Origin of the sequence: Ovoidimarina sediminis (genome assembly GCF_032586175.1) — a bacterium.
GTDB classification, from domain to species: domain Bacteria; phylum Pseudomonadota; class Alphaproteobacteria; order Rhodobacterales; family Rhodobacteraceae; genus Ovoidimarina; species Ovoidimarina sediminis.
This window is the reverse complement of record NZ_JAWHTE010000003.1, coordinates 266,628-281,894: the sequence shown is the minus strand read 5'-3', so window position 1 is coordinate 281,894 and position 15,267 is coordinate 266,628. Positions and strand designations below refer to the sequence as shown.

Here is a 15,267-nt window from a genome sequence, read left to right as displayed (position 1 = left end):
CCGCGCAAACAAAAGATCCCGGCCAACGTCTCACCGACCGAACCAGCAAAGGGACACCCAGATGCCCTCAGGCCGCTGCCTCTGCGGTGCCATCACCTACCGGGTGTCCGGGCCGCTCCGCCCGGTGATCGCCTGCCATTGCACCCAGTGCCGCAAGACATCGGGGCACCATGTCGCCGCCTCCTCCGCCCCGCGCGACAGCGTGGCTATCACGGGCACGCCTGCGTGGTACCGCTCTTCGCCCACCGCGCGCCGCGGCTTCTGCCCCACATGCGGGTCGCAACTTTTCTGGGATGGTCCCGGACAGAACCTTTCGATCTTCGCCGGCACGCTTGATGCCCCCACGGGCCTCACGGTCGCGGGCCACATCTTTTGCGCAGCCAAGGGCGATTACTACGAGATCGCGGATGATCTGCCCTGCACCCCGGGGGCGGATCCGGCGCTGACGACGCAGGTGCCGGAGTGATCCCGGCCCGCCTTGCGCTCCCTTGCGCGCCCCGCTAGGCCCTCGCCCATGGGTTTTACGGTTGCCATAGACGGGCCGGCCGCTTCCGGCAAAGGCACGATCGCGCGCGCGGTCGCCGCGCATTTCGGGTTCGCGCATCTCGACACCGGCCTGCTCTACCGGGCGGTCGGCCGCCGGACGCTGGATGGCGAGGCGGCGATCGACGCGGCACGCGCACTCACGCCCGGTGATCTCGACCGTGACGATCTTCGTTCGCCGGAAGTGGCCCAGGCCGCCTCCCGCGTCGCCGCTGATCCGGATGTGCGCGCGGCGCTCGTCGATTTCCAGCGTGCCTTCGCAGCGCGCGCGGGCGGCGCGGTGCTCGACGGGCGCGATATCGGCACCGTCATCTGCCCCGACGCCAGGGTGAAGCTTTTCGTCACCGCCAGCGACACGGTACGCGCCCACCGGCGCTACGACGAGTTGCGGGAGAAGGGGCTCGACATCTCCCTGGAAGACGTGCTCGCCGATCTGCGGGAGCGGGATGCGCGCGACGCTGCGCGCGCCTCTGCCCCCCTGAGGCCCGCCGAAGACGCGGTGCATCTCGATACGACGGAGCTTTCGGTCGACGACGCAATCGCCCGGGCCATCGCGGAAATCGACGGGCGCGCGGACCGCTAAGAAAGCCTCAGGCCCGCTTCCGCCGCCCGCCCTTCTTGCCGCCTTTCGCGGATTTCTCGGCAATCAGCGCCACGGCCATATCCATCGTCACCTCCTGCGGATCGGTGTCCTTGGGCAGCGTCGCGTTGATCTTTTCCCACTTCACGTAAGGCCCGTAACGGCCATCCATGACGTTCACGGCCCCGCCGCTTTCGGGATGTTCGCCAAGTTCCTTCAGGGGCGTTGCCGGCGTGCGGCCCCGGCCGCGCGAGGCGGCCTTCTTGGCCAGTTCCTCGACCGCCCGGTTCATCCCGATCGTGAACACCTCGTCGACATCTGGCAGGTTCGCGTAAAGCCGCCCGTGCTTCACGTAAGGGCCATAGCGCCCGATCCCGGCCTCGATCATCTCGCCATCCTCGGGATGCGGCCCGATTTCGCGCGGCAGCGACAGAAGCATCAGCGCCTTTTCCAGGTCGATCTCGTTGGGCGCCCAGCCTTTCGGAAGCGAGGCGCGCGGGGGCTTCGGCGCCTCCTCGGTCGGCTGACCGCGCTGGACATAGGGTCCGAACCGTCCCTTCATCAGGCGAATCTCGTCGCTCTCGTCGAGGCCCAGAAGCTTGCCGTCCGGCCCGATCTCGTCGCCATCTTCCATTCCCGGCGGGCCGAAGGGGCGGGTATAGCGGCATTCGGGGTAGTTCGAGCAACCGATGAACGCCCCGCCCGACCGCGCCGTCCGCATCGACAGCCGGCCCTCTCCGCAATTGGGGCAAAGCCGCGGGTCAGATCCGTCCCCGGTCGGCGGAAAGAGGTGCGGCTCCAGCACCTCGTTGATCTTCTCAAGCACATCGGTGATCCGAAGTTCGGATGTCTCCGAGATCGCCGCGGTGAAATCCCGCCAGAACCGCGACAGCACCTCCTGCCAGTCTCGCTTGCCCGCGGTGATGTCGTCCAGTTCCTCTTCGAGGTTCGCGGTGAACTCATAGCCGACGTATTTGCGGAAATAGTTGACGAGAAACGCCGTCACCAGCCGGCCCTTGTCCTCGGGGATAAGCCGCCCCTTTTCCTTCCGAACGTATTCCCGATCCTGGATCGTTGTAACGATCGAGGCATAGGTGGAAGGCCGGCCGATCCCAAGCTCCTCCATCCGTTTCACCAGCGTCGCTTCGGTGTAGCGCGGCGGCGGCTGGGTGAAATGCTGGTTCGGCGTGACCTCGCGCTTCTCCATTGCCTCGCCCTCGGCGATCTGGGGAAGCCGCTTGTCGTCGTCATCGCCTTCGCCCGGGGCATCATCGTCCCGGCCTTCGGTGTAAACCCGCATGAACCCGTCGAAGAGGATCACCTGGCCGGTGGCACGCAGGCCCACCTGCCCGTCGTCGCTTCCGATCTCGACTGTGGTGCGCTCAAGCCGCGCCGCCGACATTTGGCAGGCCAGCGTGCGCTTCCAGATCAGGTCATAAAGCTTCTTCTGGTCGGGATCGGTCAGCTTCACCGTCTCGGGCTTGGCGTACATGTCCGTGGGGCGGATGCATTCATGCGCCTCCTGGGCGTTCTTCGCCTTGTTCTTGTAGACCCGCGGGCTCTCGGGCAGGTACTCGCCGCCGTAGAACTCCTTGATCGCGTCGCGCGCGGCGCTCACCGCCTCGGGCGCCATGTCGATCCCGTCGGTCCGCATATAGGTGATGTGGCCGGCTTCGTAGAGCCGCTGGGCGACCTGCATGGTCTGGCGCGCGCCAAAGCCGAACTTGCGGCTTGCCTCCTGCTGAAGCGTCGAGGTCATGAACGGCGGCGAGGGGTTCCGGCTCCCGGGCTTCGCCTCGACAGAAGTGACGGCCAGATCTCGCGACCGGATTGCCTGAACGGCAAGCTCGGCGGCGGTCTCTGTCCCGATGTCGTAGCGGTCGAGTTTCTTGCCGCCCAGAACGGTAAGCCGCGCCTCGAAGGTCTGCCCGCGCGGGGTTTCAAGCAGCGCGATCACCGACCAGTACTCGCGGGCGCGGAACGCCTCGATCTCCATCTCGCGTTCGACGATCAGCCGCAGGCAGACCGACTGCACCCGGCCCGCCGACCGTGCGCCGGGCAGTTTGCGCCACAGGACGGGTGACAGGTTGAAGCCCACCAGGTAGTCCAGCGCGCGGCGGGCCAGGTAGGCTTCCACCAGCTCCATGTCGACATCGCGGGGGTTCTTCATCGCCTCGGTCACGGCGGATTTGGTGATCGCGTTGAAGACGACCCGGCTTACGGGCGTGTCCTTCTTGATCGCCTTGCGGTTTCTCAGCGCCTCCTCAAGGTGCCAGGAAATCGCCTCGCCTTCCCGGTCGGGGTCGGTTGCTAGGATCAGCGCGTCGTCATCCTTAAGCGCATCCGCGATGGCTTTGACGTGCTTCTTCGAATCGCTCGCAATCTCCCATTTCATGTCGAACCCGTTCTCGGGATCGACCGATCCGTCCTTTGGCGGCAGGTCACGGACATGTCCGTAGGAGGCGAGCACGGTGTAGTCAGAGCCCAGATATTTGTTGATTGTCTTGGCCTTGGCCGGGGACTCGACGACGACGACGGGCATGTGGCTCCTTTCGGGGCGTGACAGGGAACGCGCCGGCTAGATGTGGGAGAGGGCGTCGGTTTGTCAACGGGCGGCGGCGCGGAACCGCCTGCGATCATGCCGCAGGCACCACCGCCAGAAGCCCGCCGGGCCGCCGTTCGATCCGCCCGTCAAGTTCCAGCGCGGTAAGGATGGGGGTCACCTCACCCGCCGGGCGCATGAGATCGCGGATCAGTTGATCCTCGGCCACGGGCGAGGGGCCCAGCCGGGTCAGGATTTCGCCGTGCAGGGCCGCCATGTCCTGAAGCGTGCGCCGTTCGGGCGGCGCCTCCGGGATGTGCACCCCTGCCGTTTCTCGCGGTGCGGGGCGTTCCAGCGCCTCGATCACGTCTTTCGCGCTTCGGGTCAGCATCGCGCCGTCCCGGATCAGCATGTTTGCACCCGACGCGCGCGCATCGAACGGGTGCCCCGGGATCGCGAACACCTCGCGCCCCTGGTCAAGCGCCGTGCGCGCGGTGATCAGGCTGCCCGATTTTGCCGCGGCCTCGACGACGACGACGGCCTGGCACAGGCCTGAGACGATCCGGTTGCGCGCCGGAAAGTGCCGTGCCTTCGGCGCGAAATGCATCGGCTGCTCGGAAAGCCTCAGCCCCCGTTCCCCGATCTCCTGGCCCAGCACCGCGTTTTCGGCCGGGTAGATCACGTCAACGCCGCCTGCGAAAACCGCAACAGTCCCCGTCTCCATCGCGCCAAGATGCGCAGCGGTATCGACGCCCCGCGCAAGGCCCGAGACGATGACATGCCCCGCCTCGCCCAGATCCGCCGCCAGCCGCCGCGCCATGCGCGTGCCCAGCGACGAGGCGTTTCGCGCGCCCACAAGCGCGATCAGGGGTTTCTTCAGAAGGGCCGCGTCCCCGATCGCCCACAGAAGGGGCGGCGCATCGGGAAGTTCGGCCAGAAGATCGGGGTAGTCATCCGCGCCGTACCAAAGCGCCCGCGCGCCACAGCGTTCGGCGGCCTCGAATTCGGTGTCCACAAGATCCATTGCCACCGGGCGGTAGCTTTCCACGCCCGCCGCCCGGGCGACCTCCGGCAGCGCGGCAAGGGCTGCGTCCGCCGATCCGTGTTCGGCCATCAGGCGATGAAAGGTGGTTGGGCCGACCCGTCTGGATCGCAAGAGACGAAGCCAGGACCGCTTCTCTTCCACGGTGAGGGGTGGGGTGAGGGGGGGTGGTGAAGGGGAAAATTCCTTAGCCATCCTGCCTCCGTCTCTTGCAAGACCATAAATGGACCGAGTCGGTTAATGCGGAGTTAAGGATAACAAGTTCCCAACCCCACTAAATATGGGGGGGGTTCGCACCGGTCCGGCGCAGCCGGCAAAACGTCCAGTGGACGTTTTGAGGTGCGAACGGGCGCAGCCCCGGGTCCGGCGCAGCCGGCAAAACGTCCAGTGGACGTTTTGAGGTGCGAACGGGCGCAGCCCCTAGGTCCGGCGCAGCCGGCGCGCGGCGGGCCCTAGCCCCGCCCATCCCTTTCGAACGTAAGGTAATGCGGCACACGCCCCTCCCTCAGCGCCTTCTGTTCATAGCGGGTCGACAGCCAGTCGTCCCACGGCTCCCGCCAGTCTCGTGGGTTCCCCGCCGTCCAGCGGAACCCGGCTTTCGGCACTTCTTCGAGCGTCTGGCGCACATAGTCGGGAATGTCCGTCGCCACACGCAGCACGGCCCCGGGGGCCATCACCCGCGCCAGGGGCTCCAGGTGCTCCGGCGTCACGAAGCGCCGCCGGTGATGTCGCTTCTTGGGCCAGGGGTCGGGATAAAGAAGAAAAGCCCGCGCCACCGACGCCTCCGGCAGCACGTCGAAAAGATCACGCGCATCGCCGGGATGGATGCGCAGGTTTTCCACCCCCGCCTCGCGGATCTTGCCCAGAAGCATCGCGACGCCGTTGATGAAGGGCTCACATCCGATGAAACCAGCATCGGGGTTCCGTTCGGCCTGGTGCACAAGGTGCTCGCCCCCGCCGAACCCGATTTCAAGCCAGAGGGGCCGGTCCCCGAACAGTGCCTCGAGATCAAGCGGCCGCCGTTCCGGGTTCTCTTCCCATTCGACGGGGCCTGGCGACAGCGCCGCAAGGTCTTCCTCGAGATAGCGTTGCTGCGCCGGGCGAAGCGTCTTGCCGTGGCGGCGGCCATAGAAATTCCGCCAGGGCGCGCCTTTGGGATGGGTCTCTGTCATGGGCCCGGGCATGTGCCGGGGCGGTCGCCCGAGGTCAAGGGCCCCGCTCAGTCATAGCGCAGCGCCGTGGCCTTCCCCCGGAAGATGAAATAGGCGAGCACGGTGTACCCGATGATCACCGGGACCACCGCGCAGGCGCCCACCAGGATGATCAGAAGGCTCTCGGGCGCCGCCGCTGCTTCATAGATCGTCAGCCGTTCGGGCACCACGTAGGGATAGAAGCTATAGGCCATCCCCACATAAGCCAGTGCGAAAAGTCCCGTCGACACCGCGAAGGGCAGCCAGTTCAACCGGTCGCCATAGAACGGCATCCGCCGCAGCATCACGAAAAGCCACAGGACAAGGGCGCCAGAGATCAGCGGCAGAGGCAGGATATAGAAGATCTCCGGCACGCTGAACCACTTCCCGAAGATCCGGGGCGACACGAAGGGCGTCGCGAGTGATACCGCCCCGATCCCCAACATCACGCTCCAAAGGCCGCCCTTCGACCAGTCGATGGCCTTGCCCTGCAACACGCCCTCGGTCTTGTGGATCAGCCACACCGCTCCGATGAAGCTGTAGCCGATGGTCAGAAGAAGCGCCGTGAGCGCGGCGAAGCCATAGGTCGCGGGCGTCTGTTCAAGCCCCATGATGTAAAGGCCCAGCATGAAGCCCTGGGCCAGCGCGGTCACGATCGACCCGGTGAAGAACGCCGCGTTCCAAAGCTTCCGCTGCCCGCTGCGCGCCTTGGCGCGAAACTCGAACGCCACGCCCCTCAGGATCAGGCCCACGAGCATGATGAAGACGGGCAGGTAAAGCGAGGACAGGATCACCCCGTGCGCCGTCGGAAAGGCCACCAGAAGAAGGCCCACGGCCAGGACCAGCCATGTTTCGTTCGCGTCCCAGAACGGGCCGATGGAACCGATCATCTTCTCCTTCTCGCCGTCGTCGGCCAGCGGAAACAGGATGCCGACGCCAAGGTCGAACCCGTCGAGGATCACATAGATCAGGATAGACAGGCCCATGAGCGAGGCGAAGGCCCAGGGCAGCCATTCGGCGGGATTGGTGAAATCGGGCAGCATCGCGGTCACTCCGCCGGCACGGCGCCGGGCGCGGGGCGCGCGCCGCGCGGTTGCACGTCATCGCCCCGCGCCGCCTTCGTCGCCAGATAGGCGATCACGCTGACATAGGCGATCAGAAGGCCCGCATAGATAGCAAGATAGGCGATCAGCGTGCCCAGAACCATCGGGGCCGGCACCTCTGCCACCGCCATCTCGGTCGTCATCACGCCCTGTACGAGCCAGGGTTGCCGTCCGATTTCGGTCGTGTACCAGCCCGCCAGCGTCGCCACCCAGCCAGAGAAGGCCATCGGTACCAGCGCCCAAAGGATGGGTTTCGGCAGGCCTTCGACCGCCAGCCAGTGGCCCGCGATCCGCCCCACGTGCAGATAGCGCCGCCGCCACATGAACCAGACCGACGCCCAGCTGAGCAGAAGCATCGTCATGCCGGTGCCCACCATCACCCGGAACGACCAGAAGACAGGCGTGACGGGCGGGTGCAGGGCTGTCCCGTCTTCGGCCAAGAAGTCGTTCAGCCCCGGCACGACGCCATCCATCTTGTGTTTCAGGATCAGCGAGGCGCCGTTGGGAATGCCGATTTCGAACCGGTTCTCCCGCGCCGCCTCGACGGGCAGTGCGAACAGAAGCAGCGGCACGTTGCCCTGCGTCTCCCAGTTTCCTTCCATCGCGGCGACCTTCGCGGGCTGATGCTCCAGCGTGTTCAGCCCGTGCATGTCGCCCACCAGAATCTGCACCGGCATCAGAAGCCCGCCGATCACGACGCCTGTCTTCAGCATCGCCCGCACCTCGCGCGACCGGTCGCCCAGGATCCAGCGGAAGGCGGAAACACCGGCGACGAGGAACCCGACGGTCAGGAAGCTCGCGATCATCATGTGCGCGAAGCGGTAGGGCATCGACGGGTTGAAGATGATCGCCCACCAGTCGGTCGCGAAGGCCACGCCATCGACCATCTCGAAGCCTTGCGGAGTGTGCATCCAGCTGTTCAGCACGATGATCCAGAAGGCCGACATCGTGGTGCCGAAGGCAACAAGCCCCGTGGCCAGCATGTGCAGCCATCCGGGCACCCGCGCGATACCGAACAGCATGATGCCGATGAACACCGCCTCCAGGAAGAACGCCGTCAGCACCTCATAGGCCAGAAGCGGCCCGGCGATGTTGCCCACCGTCTCCATGAAGCCCGGCCAGTTGGTGCCGAACTGAAACGACATGGTGATGCCCGACACCACGCCCATGGCGAAGCTCAGCGCAAACACCTTCACCCAGAAGCGATAGGCCGCCATCCACTTCTCGTCACCGGTCTGCGTGAACCGGAGCCGGAAGAAGAACAGCACCCAGCCGAGCGCGATCGTGATCGTCGGAAACAGGATGTGGAAAGAGATGTTGGCCGCAAACTGGATGCGGCTCAGAAGCAGGGTATCGAGGGCGTCCATGGGGATTACGTCCTTAGTGTCCTTTGGCCAGGGCGGGCAGGGCGCCGCCGGCCTTTTCGATCAGGCCGGAAATCCGGCTGCCGAGGGTCAGAAGCTTGACGAGTCTGACGGTCTCCAGACGTTCCATGTCGTCATAGAAACCGGTCATCATTTCGATCAGCTCCCGCAGCTCCGAGATCCGGGCCTCGGCATAGGTGTCGCCGCCCGAGGCCGTCATCTCCAACTCGCGCAGCTTCGTCAGCGTGGGGTCGATCTCGCGCTTCTTCCGCTCCGCGATCAGTGTGCGCACGATCTCCCAAAGATCTTCAGGAGTGGTGAAGTAATCCCGCCGGTCATCGGGAATATGCTTCAGCCGCACGAGGTTCCAGGATTGAAGCTCCTTCAGCCCCATCGACGTATTCGACCGGCTGATGTTCAGGGCCTTTGTGATCGTCTCGGCATTGAGCGGTGCTTCGGACAGGAACAGAAGGGCATAGATCTGCCCGACCGTCCGGTTGATGCCCCAACGGCTTCCCATCTCTCCGAAGTGAAGGATGAATTCCTGCTGTAGCGGTGTTGGTCTCACGCGTCTGGTTCCGTCTTCCACAGATTTCAAAAGTTTCTGAAATCGACGTAACCCTGCGCCCTTAGGTGTCAAAGCACTGCGACATTTCGCGCCTGAACGGCGGGTCTGCCCTGCGATCGAGGCGCTGAACGCCCTTTTCCATTGCGGTTTGCGCCTGCCAACGCATAGCCTCGGATGAAACTCTGGCCGTGGAAAAGAAGGTGGCATCAGGTTGCACAACTGGGACGATCTGAGATTCTGCCTCGCCCTGTTCCGCTGCGGCACGATGACCGACGCGGCCCGGGTTCTCGACACCAATGTCGCCACGGTTTCCCGCCGGATCGCACGGATGACCGAGGGGCTGGGCCAGACACTCTTCGTGAAGGAGGGCCAGCACTGGGTGCCCACGGCCTTCGGTTCCCAGGTCGCGGCGCTTGCCGAGACGACCGAAAACGAAATCATCCGCAGCATCTCGGGGCGCGCGCCCGGTGCGCCGCCGGACACCCAGCTTCGGATCAGCTGCGCCCTCCAGGTCCTGCAATCGGGTGTTCTCGAGGGCCTGTCGGATTTCATGGCCGCAAACCCCTCGGCCCGGCTGCGCATCCTGATCATCAAGCAAAGCCTGGCGATGAACGAATGCGATTTGCGGATCGGGTTCGAGGTGCCGTCGGAAGGCCGCCTCGTCCGCCGCGCGCTGATGCAGATGGAAATCGTGACCGTGCGCCACGTCTCCCATCCCCTGCCGATCGAAGACTGGCTGCAGATCAACTATTCCGAACTCGACTATCTGCCGAGCGAGCGGCTCCGCGCGCTTCTCGGCCGGCCGCCAAAGGTGGAACTCGAGGGGCTGAACATCGCCATGGATGCGCTCAGGGCTGCGCCGCTTCTGGCGGCCGTGCCACGTGCCTATCTCAACCTCAATCCCGAGCTTGTGGAGGTTCCACTGAACCTCGATCCGATCAGCCTCGATGTCTGGCTCAGCTATCACGATGCACGGCGGCGGGATCCGATCGTGCGCCTCGCGATCGAATTCCTGCAAGAGGCATTCCGCAAGCCCGCGATCCAGGGTCCGGTCGCAGCCATCGGCGAATGATTGCATTTTTGCAATCACGCATTTGCAAAAATTTCGTCATAGCGTCCTTTGAATATGTGGCTGTTTTCCCGATAGTTCTGTTCGTGCGGGGATGACGTTTCCATCCTGTTATGATCTGCGACGCAGCCCTCCGCCGCCGGCTCGGCAACGGGTCGGATAGGGGGAGATGAAGGCAGCGGCAGCACCGGCAAAACGCGGCACCGTGCGCCACCTGCACGGACGCGGAACAGGTGCGAAAAGCGGGTCACGGGACGAGGGACCTTAGAGGAACGCTCCTCGCATGTGCGGCGCGCACCCCACACCGCGTCGTGTCCGGGTTTCCCGGATAGCGCGGGTCGCCTTCGAGGGCAGGCGGCCCGCGCAACTTTTCCGAGCGCCCGTTTTCCACACTGGTCATGGCCGCGCCTCGCCGCTAGAACGCACGGACGTTTCAATCCGGAGGTCCGATGCCGCTCAATCCGCAACCCGGTATCCTCGACATCGAGCTCTACGTCGGCGGGGCGAGCACCCTTCAGGGCCGCCGCGACGTGGTAAAGCTGTCGTCGAACGAAAACCCCTACGGCCCGCCGCCCGCCGCCATCGCGGCGATGAAGGATGCGGCCCGGTTGATGCATCTTTATCCGTCTAGCGATCATGCCGCCCTCCGGGCCGCCCTGGGCCGGGTCAACGGGATAGATCCCGACCGGATCATCTGTGGCGCGGGCTCGGACGAAATCATCTCCTTCCTCGCCTATGCCTATGCGGGACCAGGGACCGAGGTCGTGCACACGCGCCACGGTTTCGCGCTCTACCGCATCGCGGCGCTGGCCGCCGGGGCGACGCCGGTCGAGGTGCCCGAGGCCAACCGTCATGTCGATATCGACGCGGTGCTCGCCGCGATCACGCCCAGAACGCGGCTCGTCTTCATCACGAACCCCGGCAACCCGACGACCAACCGGATCGCCGAGGCCGATCTCGTCCGGCTTGCCGATGGCATGCCCGATCATGCGATCCTCGTTCTCGACGGGGCCTATGCGGAATTCGCCGACGGCTATGACGGCGGCGCGGCGCTTGCGGTCGAGCGGGTGAATGTGCTGATGATGCGCACCTTTTCAAAGCTTTACGGCCTGGGCGGCCTGCGCGTCGGCTGGGCCTATGCAGATCGCGGCATCATCGACGTACTGAACAGGATTCGCGGCCCCTTCAACCTCGGTGCGCCGCAACTCGCTGCTGCCGAGGCGGCACTGGGCGACACGGCGCACACCGAAAAGACGCTGAGGGAAAACGCCCGCCTCCGCACCTGGCTCAGGGATCAGCTTCTCTCGCTCGGGATCGCCTGTGACGAAAGCCATGCGAATTTCGTCCTGGCCCGGTTCGCCAGCGCCGAGGCCGCGCAGGCCGCCGATGCCGCGCTCAAGGCCGACGGGATCATCGTGCGCTACGTCGCCAGCTACAAGCTGCCCGAAGCGCTCCGCATCACCGTGGGCGACGAGGCGGCTTGCCGCCGTGTCATCGCTGCGCTGCGCGCCATGACAGGGGTCGCCGCGTGAGCCGGATCTACGACAGGGTCGCGCTGATCGGGCTCGGGCTCATCGCCTCCTCGATGGCCCATGCGATGCGCGCAGGCGGGCTCGCGGGCGAGATCGTGGGCACCGCGCGCTCGGCGGAAACCCGCGCTGTGGCCCGGGAACTGGGCTTCTGCGACCGGGTAACGGAAACGGCGGCAGAGGCGGTGCGCGACGCCGATCTCGTGGTGCTCGCCACACCCGTTGGCGTCATGGGCGCCGTCGCGGCCGAGATCGCGCCGCATCTCAAACCCGGCGCGGTCGTGACCGATGTCGGCTCCGTCAAGCGCGCCGTGATCGATGCGGTGGGGCCGGAGTTGCCCGATACCGTCACCTTCATCCCGGGCCACCCGCTCGCCGGCACCGAACATTCCGGCCCGCGCTCCGGCTTCGCCACTCTCTTCCGCAAGCGCTGGACAATCCTGCTGCCGCCCGACGATGCGGATGAAACCGACGTGGCCCGCCTTCGCGCCCTCTGGGAGGGCATGGGGGCCTACGTCGATTACATGGCGCCCGATCACCACGATCTCGTCCTCGCGGTGACAAGCCACGCGCCGCACCTCATCGCCTATACGATGGTGGGCGTGGCGGATGATCTCCGCCGTGTGACAGACAGCGAGGTGATCAAATATTCCGCCGCGGGCTTTCGCGACTTCACCCGCATCGCGGCCTCCGACCCGACGATGTGGCGCGATGTCTTCCTGTCGAACCGCGAGGCGACGCTCGAAATCCTCGGCCGCTTTACGGAGGAGCTCTTCGCCCTCCAGCGTGCGATCCGCACCGGGGACGGCGATCACCTCCACGCCTATTTCACGCGCACCCGGGCGATCCGGCGCGGGATCATCGAGGCGGGGCAGGATACCGAGGCCCCCGATTTCGGACGCGGCAGCGCGTCATGAAGTGGGCGGCGCTCCTCCTTATGGTCCTCGCGGCCTCCTGCGGGCGTGGCGGCGGCGATGATCTCACGACGCGGGATGCGACCTGCGGCATTCCGGGGCTCGTGGCCGTGCCGCGCGCGCCGATCGTGGAAGGCGCCTGCGGGATGGAAGGGCCGGTGGTGGTGACGAGGGTTGCCGGGGTCGATCTCTCCCGCCCATCGATCATGACCTGCCAGACCGCGTCGGCTCTCGATACCTGGGTCCGCGAGGGCGCACGCCCCGCCATCGGCCGCCGGGGCGGAGGGCTCGCAGAGCTGTCGGTCGCGGCCCACTACGCCTGCCGCACCCGCAACAGCCAGCCCGGCGCGCGGCTTTCGGAACACGCCAGGGGCAAGGCGATCGACATCTCCGGCCTCGTGATGGCCGATGGCAGCCGGGTCACCGTCACTGACGGCTGGTCGAAGGATCGGGACGGCGCGCTTCTCCGCCGCCTCCACCGCGCCGCCTGCGGCCCCTTCGGCACCGTCCTGGGGCCGGAGGCCGACCGCCACCACCAGACCCACCTGCATTTCGATGTGGCGTCCCATCGCGGCGGCCCCTACTGCCGCTGACCTCGGGCCAGTTGAGTATTTCCGCCAAAATGAAGGGGCCCGGCAAGTCCCTTCATGTGGCTGGAAACATCCCGGGGGGCCTCGCGGCACGCGAGGCGGGGGCAACGCCCCCTCAGCCGTAGCGGGCGAAGAACCGCCGCAGGATTTCGGGCGGTGTTCCGGCATCCGCCGCCATGGCCTGATCGGTCAGACGGCGGGCGTCCTCGGGGGGGAAATAGCCACGGTCGCGATAGATGCGTATCCGGTCCGCGAAGACCTGGCCATCGGCCTCGGGGTGGAACTGGGTGGCATAGACGTTCCGGCCGTACCGGATCATCTGGTAGGGGCAGGGGGCCGAACTGACGAGATGCACCGCCCCCTCGGGCAGCGCCTGGGTGGCCTCCTTGTGCCCGACCAGTGCCGTGAAGACCCGCGGCAATCCGCGCAGCAGAGGGTCGTCGGCGCCATCCCCAGTCAGCGTCACCTCGACAGACCCCACCGGTTCGCCGAAACGCGACTTGTCCACGGGCGCGCCGAGGTGATGGGCCAGGATCGAGATCCCGTAGCAGCAGCCCATGAACGGGATGTCGCGCGCGCAGATCTCGCCCATGAGCGACAGGATCGCGGCCTCGGCCCGTGCCTCGTCGGCAGGCTTCGTCACCGGATCGTCGCTGACGCAACCTGGCCCGCCGCCCACGACCACACCGGCATAATCCGACAGGTCGAGCCCATCGGGCAGGGGATCGCGCTCCACCCTGATCCTGTGGCTCTGCGCCTCCGGCAATCCGCCCTTCTCCAGCATGGCGCGATACTCGCCATCCGCGGCCTCGTCTTCCGGCCTCAGTTGCAGGATCAGGAAGGGCTTCGTCATACCGCGTCGAGCGCCTGCTTCAGATCCGCGATCAGATCGCCCGGATCCTCGATCCCGATCGACAGCCGCACAAGCCCCGGCCCGATCCCCAGCGCCGCGCGCTGGTCTTCCGTCAGCCGCTGATGCGTCGTCGTCGCCGGGTGGGTGACGATCGACTTCGCGTCGCCGAGGTTGTTCGAGATCGTCACGATCCTCAGCGCGTTGAGGAAGCGGAAGGCCGCCGCCTGCCCGCCCTTCAGATCGAGCGACAGAACCGTCCCGCCCGCCCCCATCTGCGCCATGGCAAGCCCGTGCTGGGGGTGGCCCGGAAGGCCCGGGAAGATCACCTGCGACAGGCGCGGATCGCCTTCAAGCGCTTCGGCCACCGCCTGCGCGCCCGCGGCCTGCGCACGGACCCGAAGGTCGAGCGTTTCAAGCCCCTTCAGCAGAACCCAGGCCGTGAACGGGCTCATCGCCCCGCCGGTATGCTTGAGGTAAGGCTCCGCCGTCTTTCGGATGAACTGCCGGCTGCCCAGAACGACGCCGCCCAGAACGCGGCCCTGCCCGTCGATATGCTTCGTCGCGGAATAGACGACGACATCGGCGCCTTGCTCGATCGCGCGGCTGAAGACGGGGGTTGCGAAGACATTGTCGACGATCACCGTCGCGCCCACGCCGTGGGCAAGATCCGACACCGCCTTCAGGTCGATCACCTCAAGCGTCGGATTCGACAGTGTTTCCAGGAACACCGCCTTCGTGTCCGGCCGCAGCGCGGCCTTCCAGGCGGCAAGATCGGTGCCGTCGACGAAGGTCACTTCGACGCCGAAACGCGTCAGCACCTCCTCGAGGATGTAGAGGCAGGATCCGAACAGCGCCCGTGCCGACACCACGTGATCGCCCGCCTTCAGCATCGAGAACAGCGCGGCGTTGACCGCGGCCATGCCCGAGGCGGTGGCGAAGGCGTCCTCCGCGCCTTCCAGCGCCGCGATCCGCTCCTCGAACATCCGCACCGTGGGGTTGCCGTAGCGGGCATAGATGAACTCGTCCTCGCCCGCCTCGATAAACCGCGCCTCCGCGGCCTCCGCACTGTCATAGACGAAGCCCTGGGTAAGATAGATCGCCTCGGCGACCTCTCCGTACTGGCTGCGCCGGATCCCCGAATGCACAAGCTTCGTGCGCGTGTTCCAATCTTCAGACATGGGGTGTCCCTTCCAACAAAAAGCCCCCACCGCGAGCGTCGGGGGCTTTTCGTCCCAGACCTCTTTAGCGGAATATTTTATGTGGCCCGCAATCCGGTGAACAAATCGCCACGGAAACGGGGGATACTCCGCCGCCCCGTTTCGGTCAAGCTTCGTGATCGCGCGCGTTTGCAATCCCGCTAGCGCGGGATAGGTACAGGGT

At 66.1% G+C, this 15,267-nt stretch carries 14 protein-coding genes and 1 riboswitch; of the genes, 6 read left to right on the top strand and 8 right to left on the bottom strand.

Annotated elements, in window-relative coordinates; all coding sequences use genetic code 11:
• Positions 1–61 precede the first annotated feature (61 nt).
• Entirely contained in the window at positions 62–466 is a 405-nt protein-coding gene (locus tag RXV90_RS05920; RefSeq protein WP_316647531.1) for a GFA family protein, read from the top strand.
• A 48-nt stretch (positions 467–514) separates the two neighbouring features.
• The gene (locus RXV90_RS05915) at positions 515–1,126 is read left to right on the top strand and encodes a (d)CMP kinase (RefSeq protein WP_316647527.1); all 612 of its coding nucleotides are present in this window, start codon (positions 515–517) and stop codon (positions 1,124–1,126) included.
• 7 nt (positions 1,127–1,133) lie between these two features.
• Here RXV90_RS05915 and topA read toward each other — a convergent pair whose 3' ends face one another.
• The 6 genes from topA to RXV90_RS05885 all read right to left on the bottom strand — a co-directional run bounded on the left by topA (position 1,134) and on the right by RXV90_RS05885 (position 8,932).
• The gene (gene topA, locus RXV90_RS05910) at positions 1,134–3,665 is read right to left on the bottom strand and encodes a type I DNA topoisomerase (protein ID WP_316647526.1); all 2,532 of its coding nucleotides are present in this window, start codon (positions 3,663–3,665) and stop codon (positions 1,134–1,136) included.
• Positions 3,666–3,759: 94 nt separating this feature from the next.
• A complete protein-coding gene (dprA, locus tag RXV90_RS05905) occupies positions 3,760–4,902 on the bottom strand; it encodes a DNA-processing protein DprA (RefSeq protein WP_410482347.1) in 1,143 nt (380 codons plus the stop codon).
• A 257-nt stretch (positions 4,903–5,159) separates the two neighbouring features.
• Positions 5,160–5,879: a tRNA (guanosine(46)-N7)-methyltransferase TrmB gene (trmB, locus tag RXV90_RS05900; protein ID WP_316647522.1), complete on the bottom strand. Its 720-nt coding sequence runs from the start codon at positions 5,877–5,879 to the stop codon at positions 5,160–5,162.
• A 47-nt stretch (positions 5,880–5,926) separates the two neighbouring features.
• Positions 5,927–6,940: a cytochrome d ubiquinol oxidase subunit II gene (locus RXV90_RS05895; protein WP_316647520.1), complete on the bottom strand. Its 1,014-nt coding sequence runs from the start codon at positions 6,938–6,940 to the stop codon at positions 5,927–5,929.
• Positions 6,941–6,945: 5 nt separating this feature from the next.
• The gene (locus RXV90_RS05890; RefSeq protein WP_316647519.1) at positions 6,946–8,367 is read right to left on the bottom strand and encodes a cytochrome ubiquinol oxidase subunit I; all 1,422 of its coding nucleotides are present in this window, start codon (positions 8,365–8,367) and stop codon (positions 6,946–6,948) included.
• Positions 8,368–8,380: 13 nt separating this feature from the next.
• The gene (locus RXV90_RS05885) at positions 8,381–8,932 is read right to left on the bottom strand and encodes a GbsR/MarR family transcriptional regulator (protein ID WP_316647518.1); all 552 of its coding nucleotides are present in this window, start codon (positions 8,930–8,932) and stop codon (positions 8,381–8,383) included.
• A gap of 211 nt (positions 8,933–9,143) precedes the next feature.
• Between RXV90_RS05885 and RXV90_RS05880 the strand changes: the two genes are divergently transcribed.
• From RXV90_RS05880 to RXV90_RS05865, 4 genes are all read left to right on the top strand, one after another.
• Positions 9,144–10,004 carry a LysR family transcriptional regulator gene (locus RXV90_RS05880; protein WP_316647517.1) on the top strand — a complete coding sequence of 287 codons (861 nt, stop codon included), beginning with the start codon at positions 9,144–9,146 and terminating at the stop codon, positions 10,002–10,004.
• Between the two features lie 446 nt (positions 10,005–10,450).
• A complete protein-coding gene (gene hisC / locus RXV90_RS05875) occupies positions 10,451–11,533 on the top strand; it encodes a histidinol-phosphate transaminase (protein WP_316647515.1) in 1,083 nt (360 codons plus the stop codon).
• Positions 11,530–12,447: a prephenate/arogenate dehydrogenase family protein gene (locus RXV90_RS05870; protein ID WP_316647513.1), complete on the top strand. Its 918-nt coding sequence runs from the start codon at positions 11,530–11,532 to the stop codon at positions 12,445–12,447. The genes hisC and RXV90_RS05870 overlap by 4 nt, the downstream gene beginning before the upstream one ends.
• Positions 12,444–13,037 carry an extensin-like domain-containing protein gene (locus RXV90_RS05865; RefSeq protein ID WP_316647511.1) on the top strand — a complete coding sequence of 198 codons (594 nt, stop codon included), beginning with the start codon at positions 12,444–12,446 and terminating at the stop codon, positions 13,035–13,037. Before RXV90_RS05870 ends, RXV90_RS05865 begins: the two co-directional genes overlap by 4 nt.
• Before the next feature lie 112 nt (positions 13,038–13,149).
• Here the strand turns inward: RXV90_RS05865 and RXV90_RS05860 are convergent, their stop codons facing one another.
• The gene (locus RXV90_RS05860) at positions 13,150–13,887 is read right to left on the bottom strand and encodes a glutamine amidotransferase (protein WP_316647509.1); all 738 of its coding nucleotides are present in this window, start codon (positions 13,885–13,887) and stop codon (positions 13,150–13,152) included.
• A complete protein-coding gene (metZ, locus tag RXV90_RS05855) occupies positions 13,884–15,065 on the bottom strand; it encodes an O-succinylhomoserine sulfhydrylase (RefSeq protein ID WP_316647507.1) in 1,182 nt (393 codons plus the stop codon). The genes RXV90_RS05860 and metZ overlap by 4 nt, the downstream gene beginning before the upstream one ends.
• 43 nt (positions 15,066–15,108) lie before the next feature.
• A riboswitch (SAM riboswitch) is annotated at positions 15,109–15,187 on the bottom strand.
• Between the last annotated feature and the right edge of the window lie 80 nt (positions 15,188–15,267).

Bases quoted from the DNA above. Each gene is read 5' to 3' on its own strand.
- trmB (WP_316647522.1), bottom strand. From the start codon at position 5,879: ATGACAGAGACCCATCCCAAAGGCGCGCCCTGGCGGAATTTCTATGGC.
- topA (WP_316647526.1), bottom strand. From the start codon at position 3,665: ATGCCCGTCGTCGTCGTCGAGTCCCCGGCCAAGGCCAAGACAATCAAC.
- dprA (WP_410482347.1), bottom strand. From the start codon at position 4,902: ATGGCTAAGGAATTTTCCCCTTCACCACCCCCCCTCACCCCACCCCTC.
- hisC (WP_316647515.1), top strand. From the start codon at position 10,451: ATGCCGCTCAATCCGCAACCCGGTATCCTCGACATCGAGCTCTACGTC.
- RXV90_RS05920 (WP_316647531.1), top strand. From the start codon at position 62: ATGCCCTCAGGCCGCTGCCTCTGCGGTGCCATCACCTACCGGGTGTCC.
- RXV90_RS05895 (WP_316647520.1), bottom strand. From the start codon at position 6,940: ATGCTGCCCGATTTCACCAATCCCGCCGAATGGCTGCCCTGGGCCTTC.
- metZ (WP_316647507.1), bottom strand. From the start codon at position 15,065: ATGTCTGAAGATTGGAACACGCGCACGAAGCTTGTGCATTCGGGGATC.
- RXV90_RS05860 (WP_316647509.1), bottom strand. From the start codon at position 13,887: ATGACGAAGCCCTTCCTGATCCTGCAACTGAGGCCGGAAGACGAGGCC.
- RXV90_RS05890 (WP_316647519.1), bottom strand. From the start codon at position 8,367: ATGGACGCCCTCGATACCCTGCTTCTGAGCCGCATCCAGTTTGCGGCC.
- RXV90_RS05865 (WP_316647511.1), top strand. From the start codon at position 12,444: ATGAAGTGGGCGGCGCTCCTCCTTATGGTCCTCGCGGCCTCCTGCGGG.
- RXV90_RS05915 (WP_316647527.1), top strand. From the start codon at position 515: ATGGGTTTTACGGTTGCCATAGACGGGCCGGCCGCTTCCGGCAAAGGC.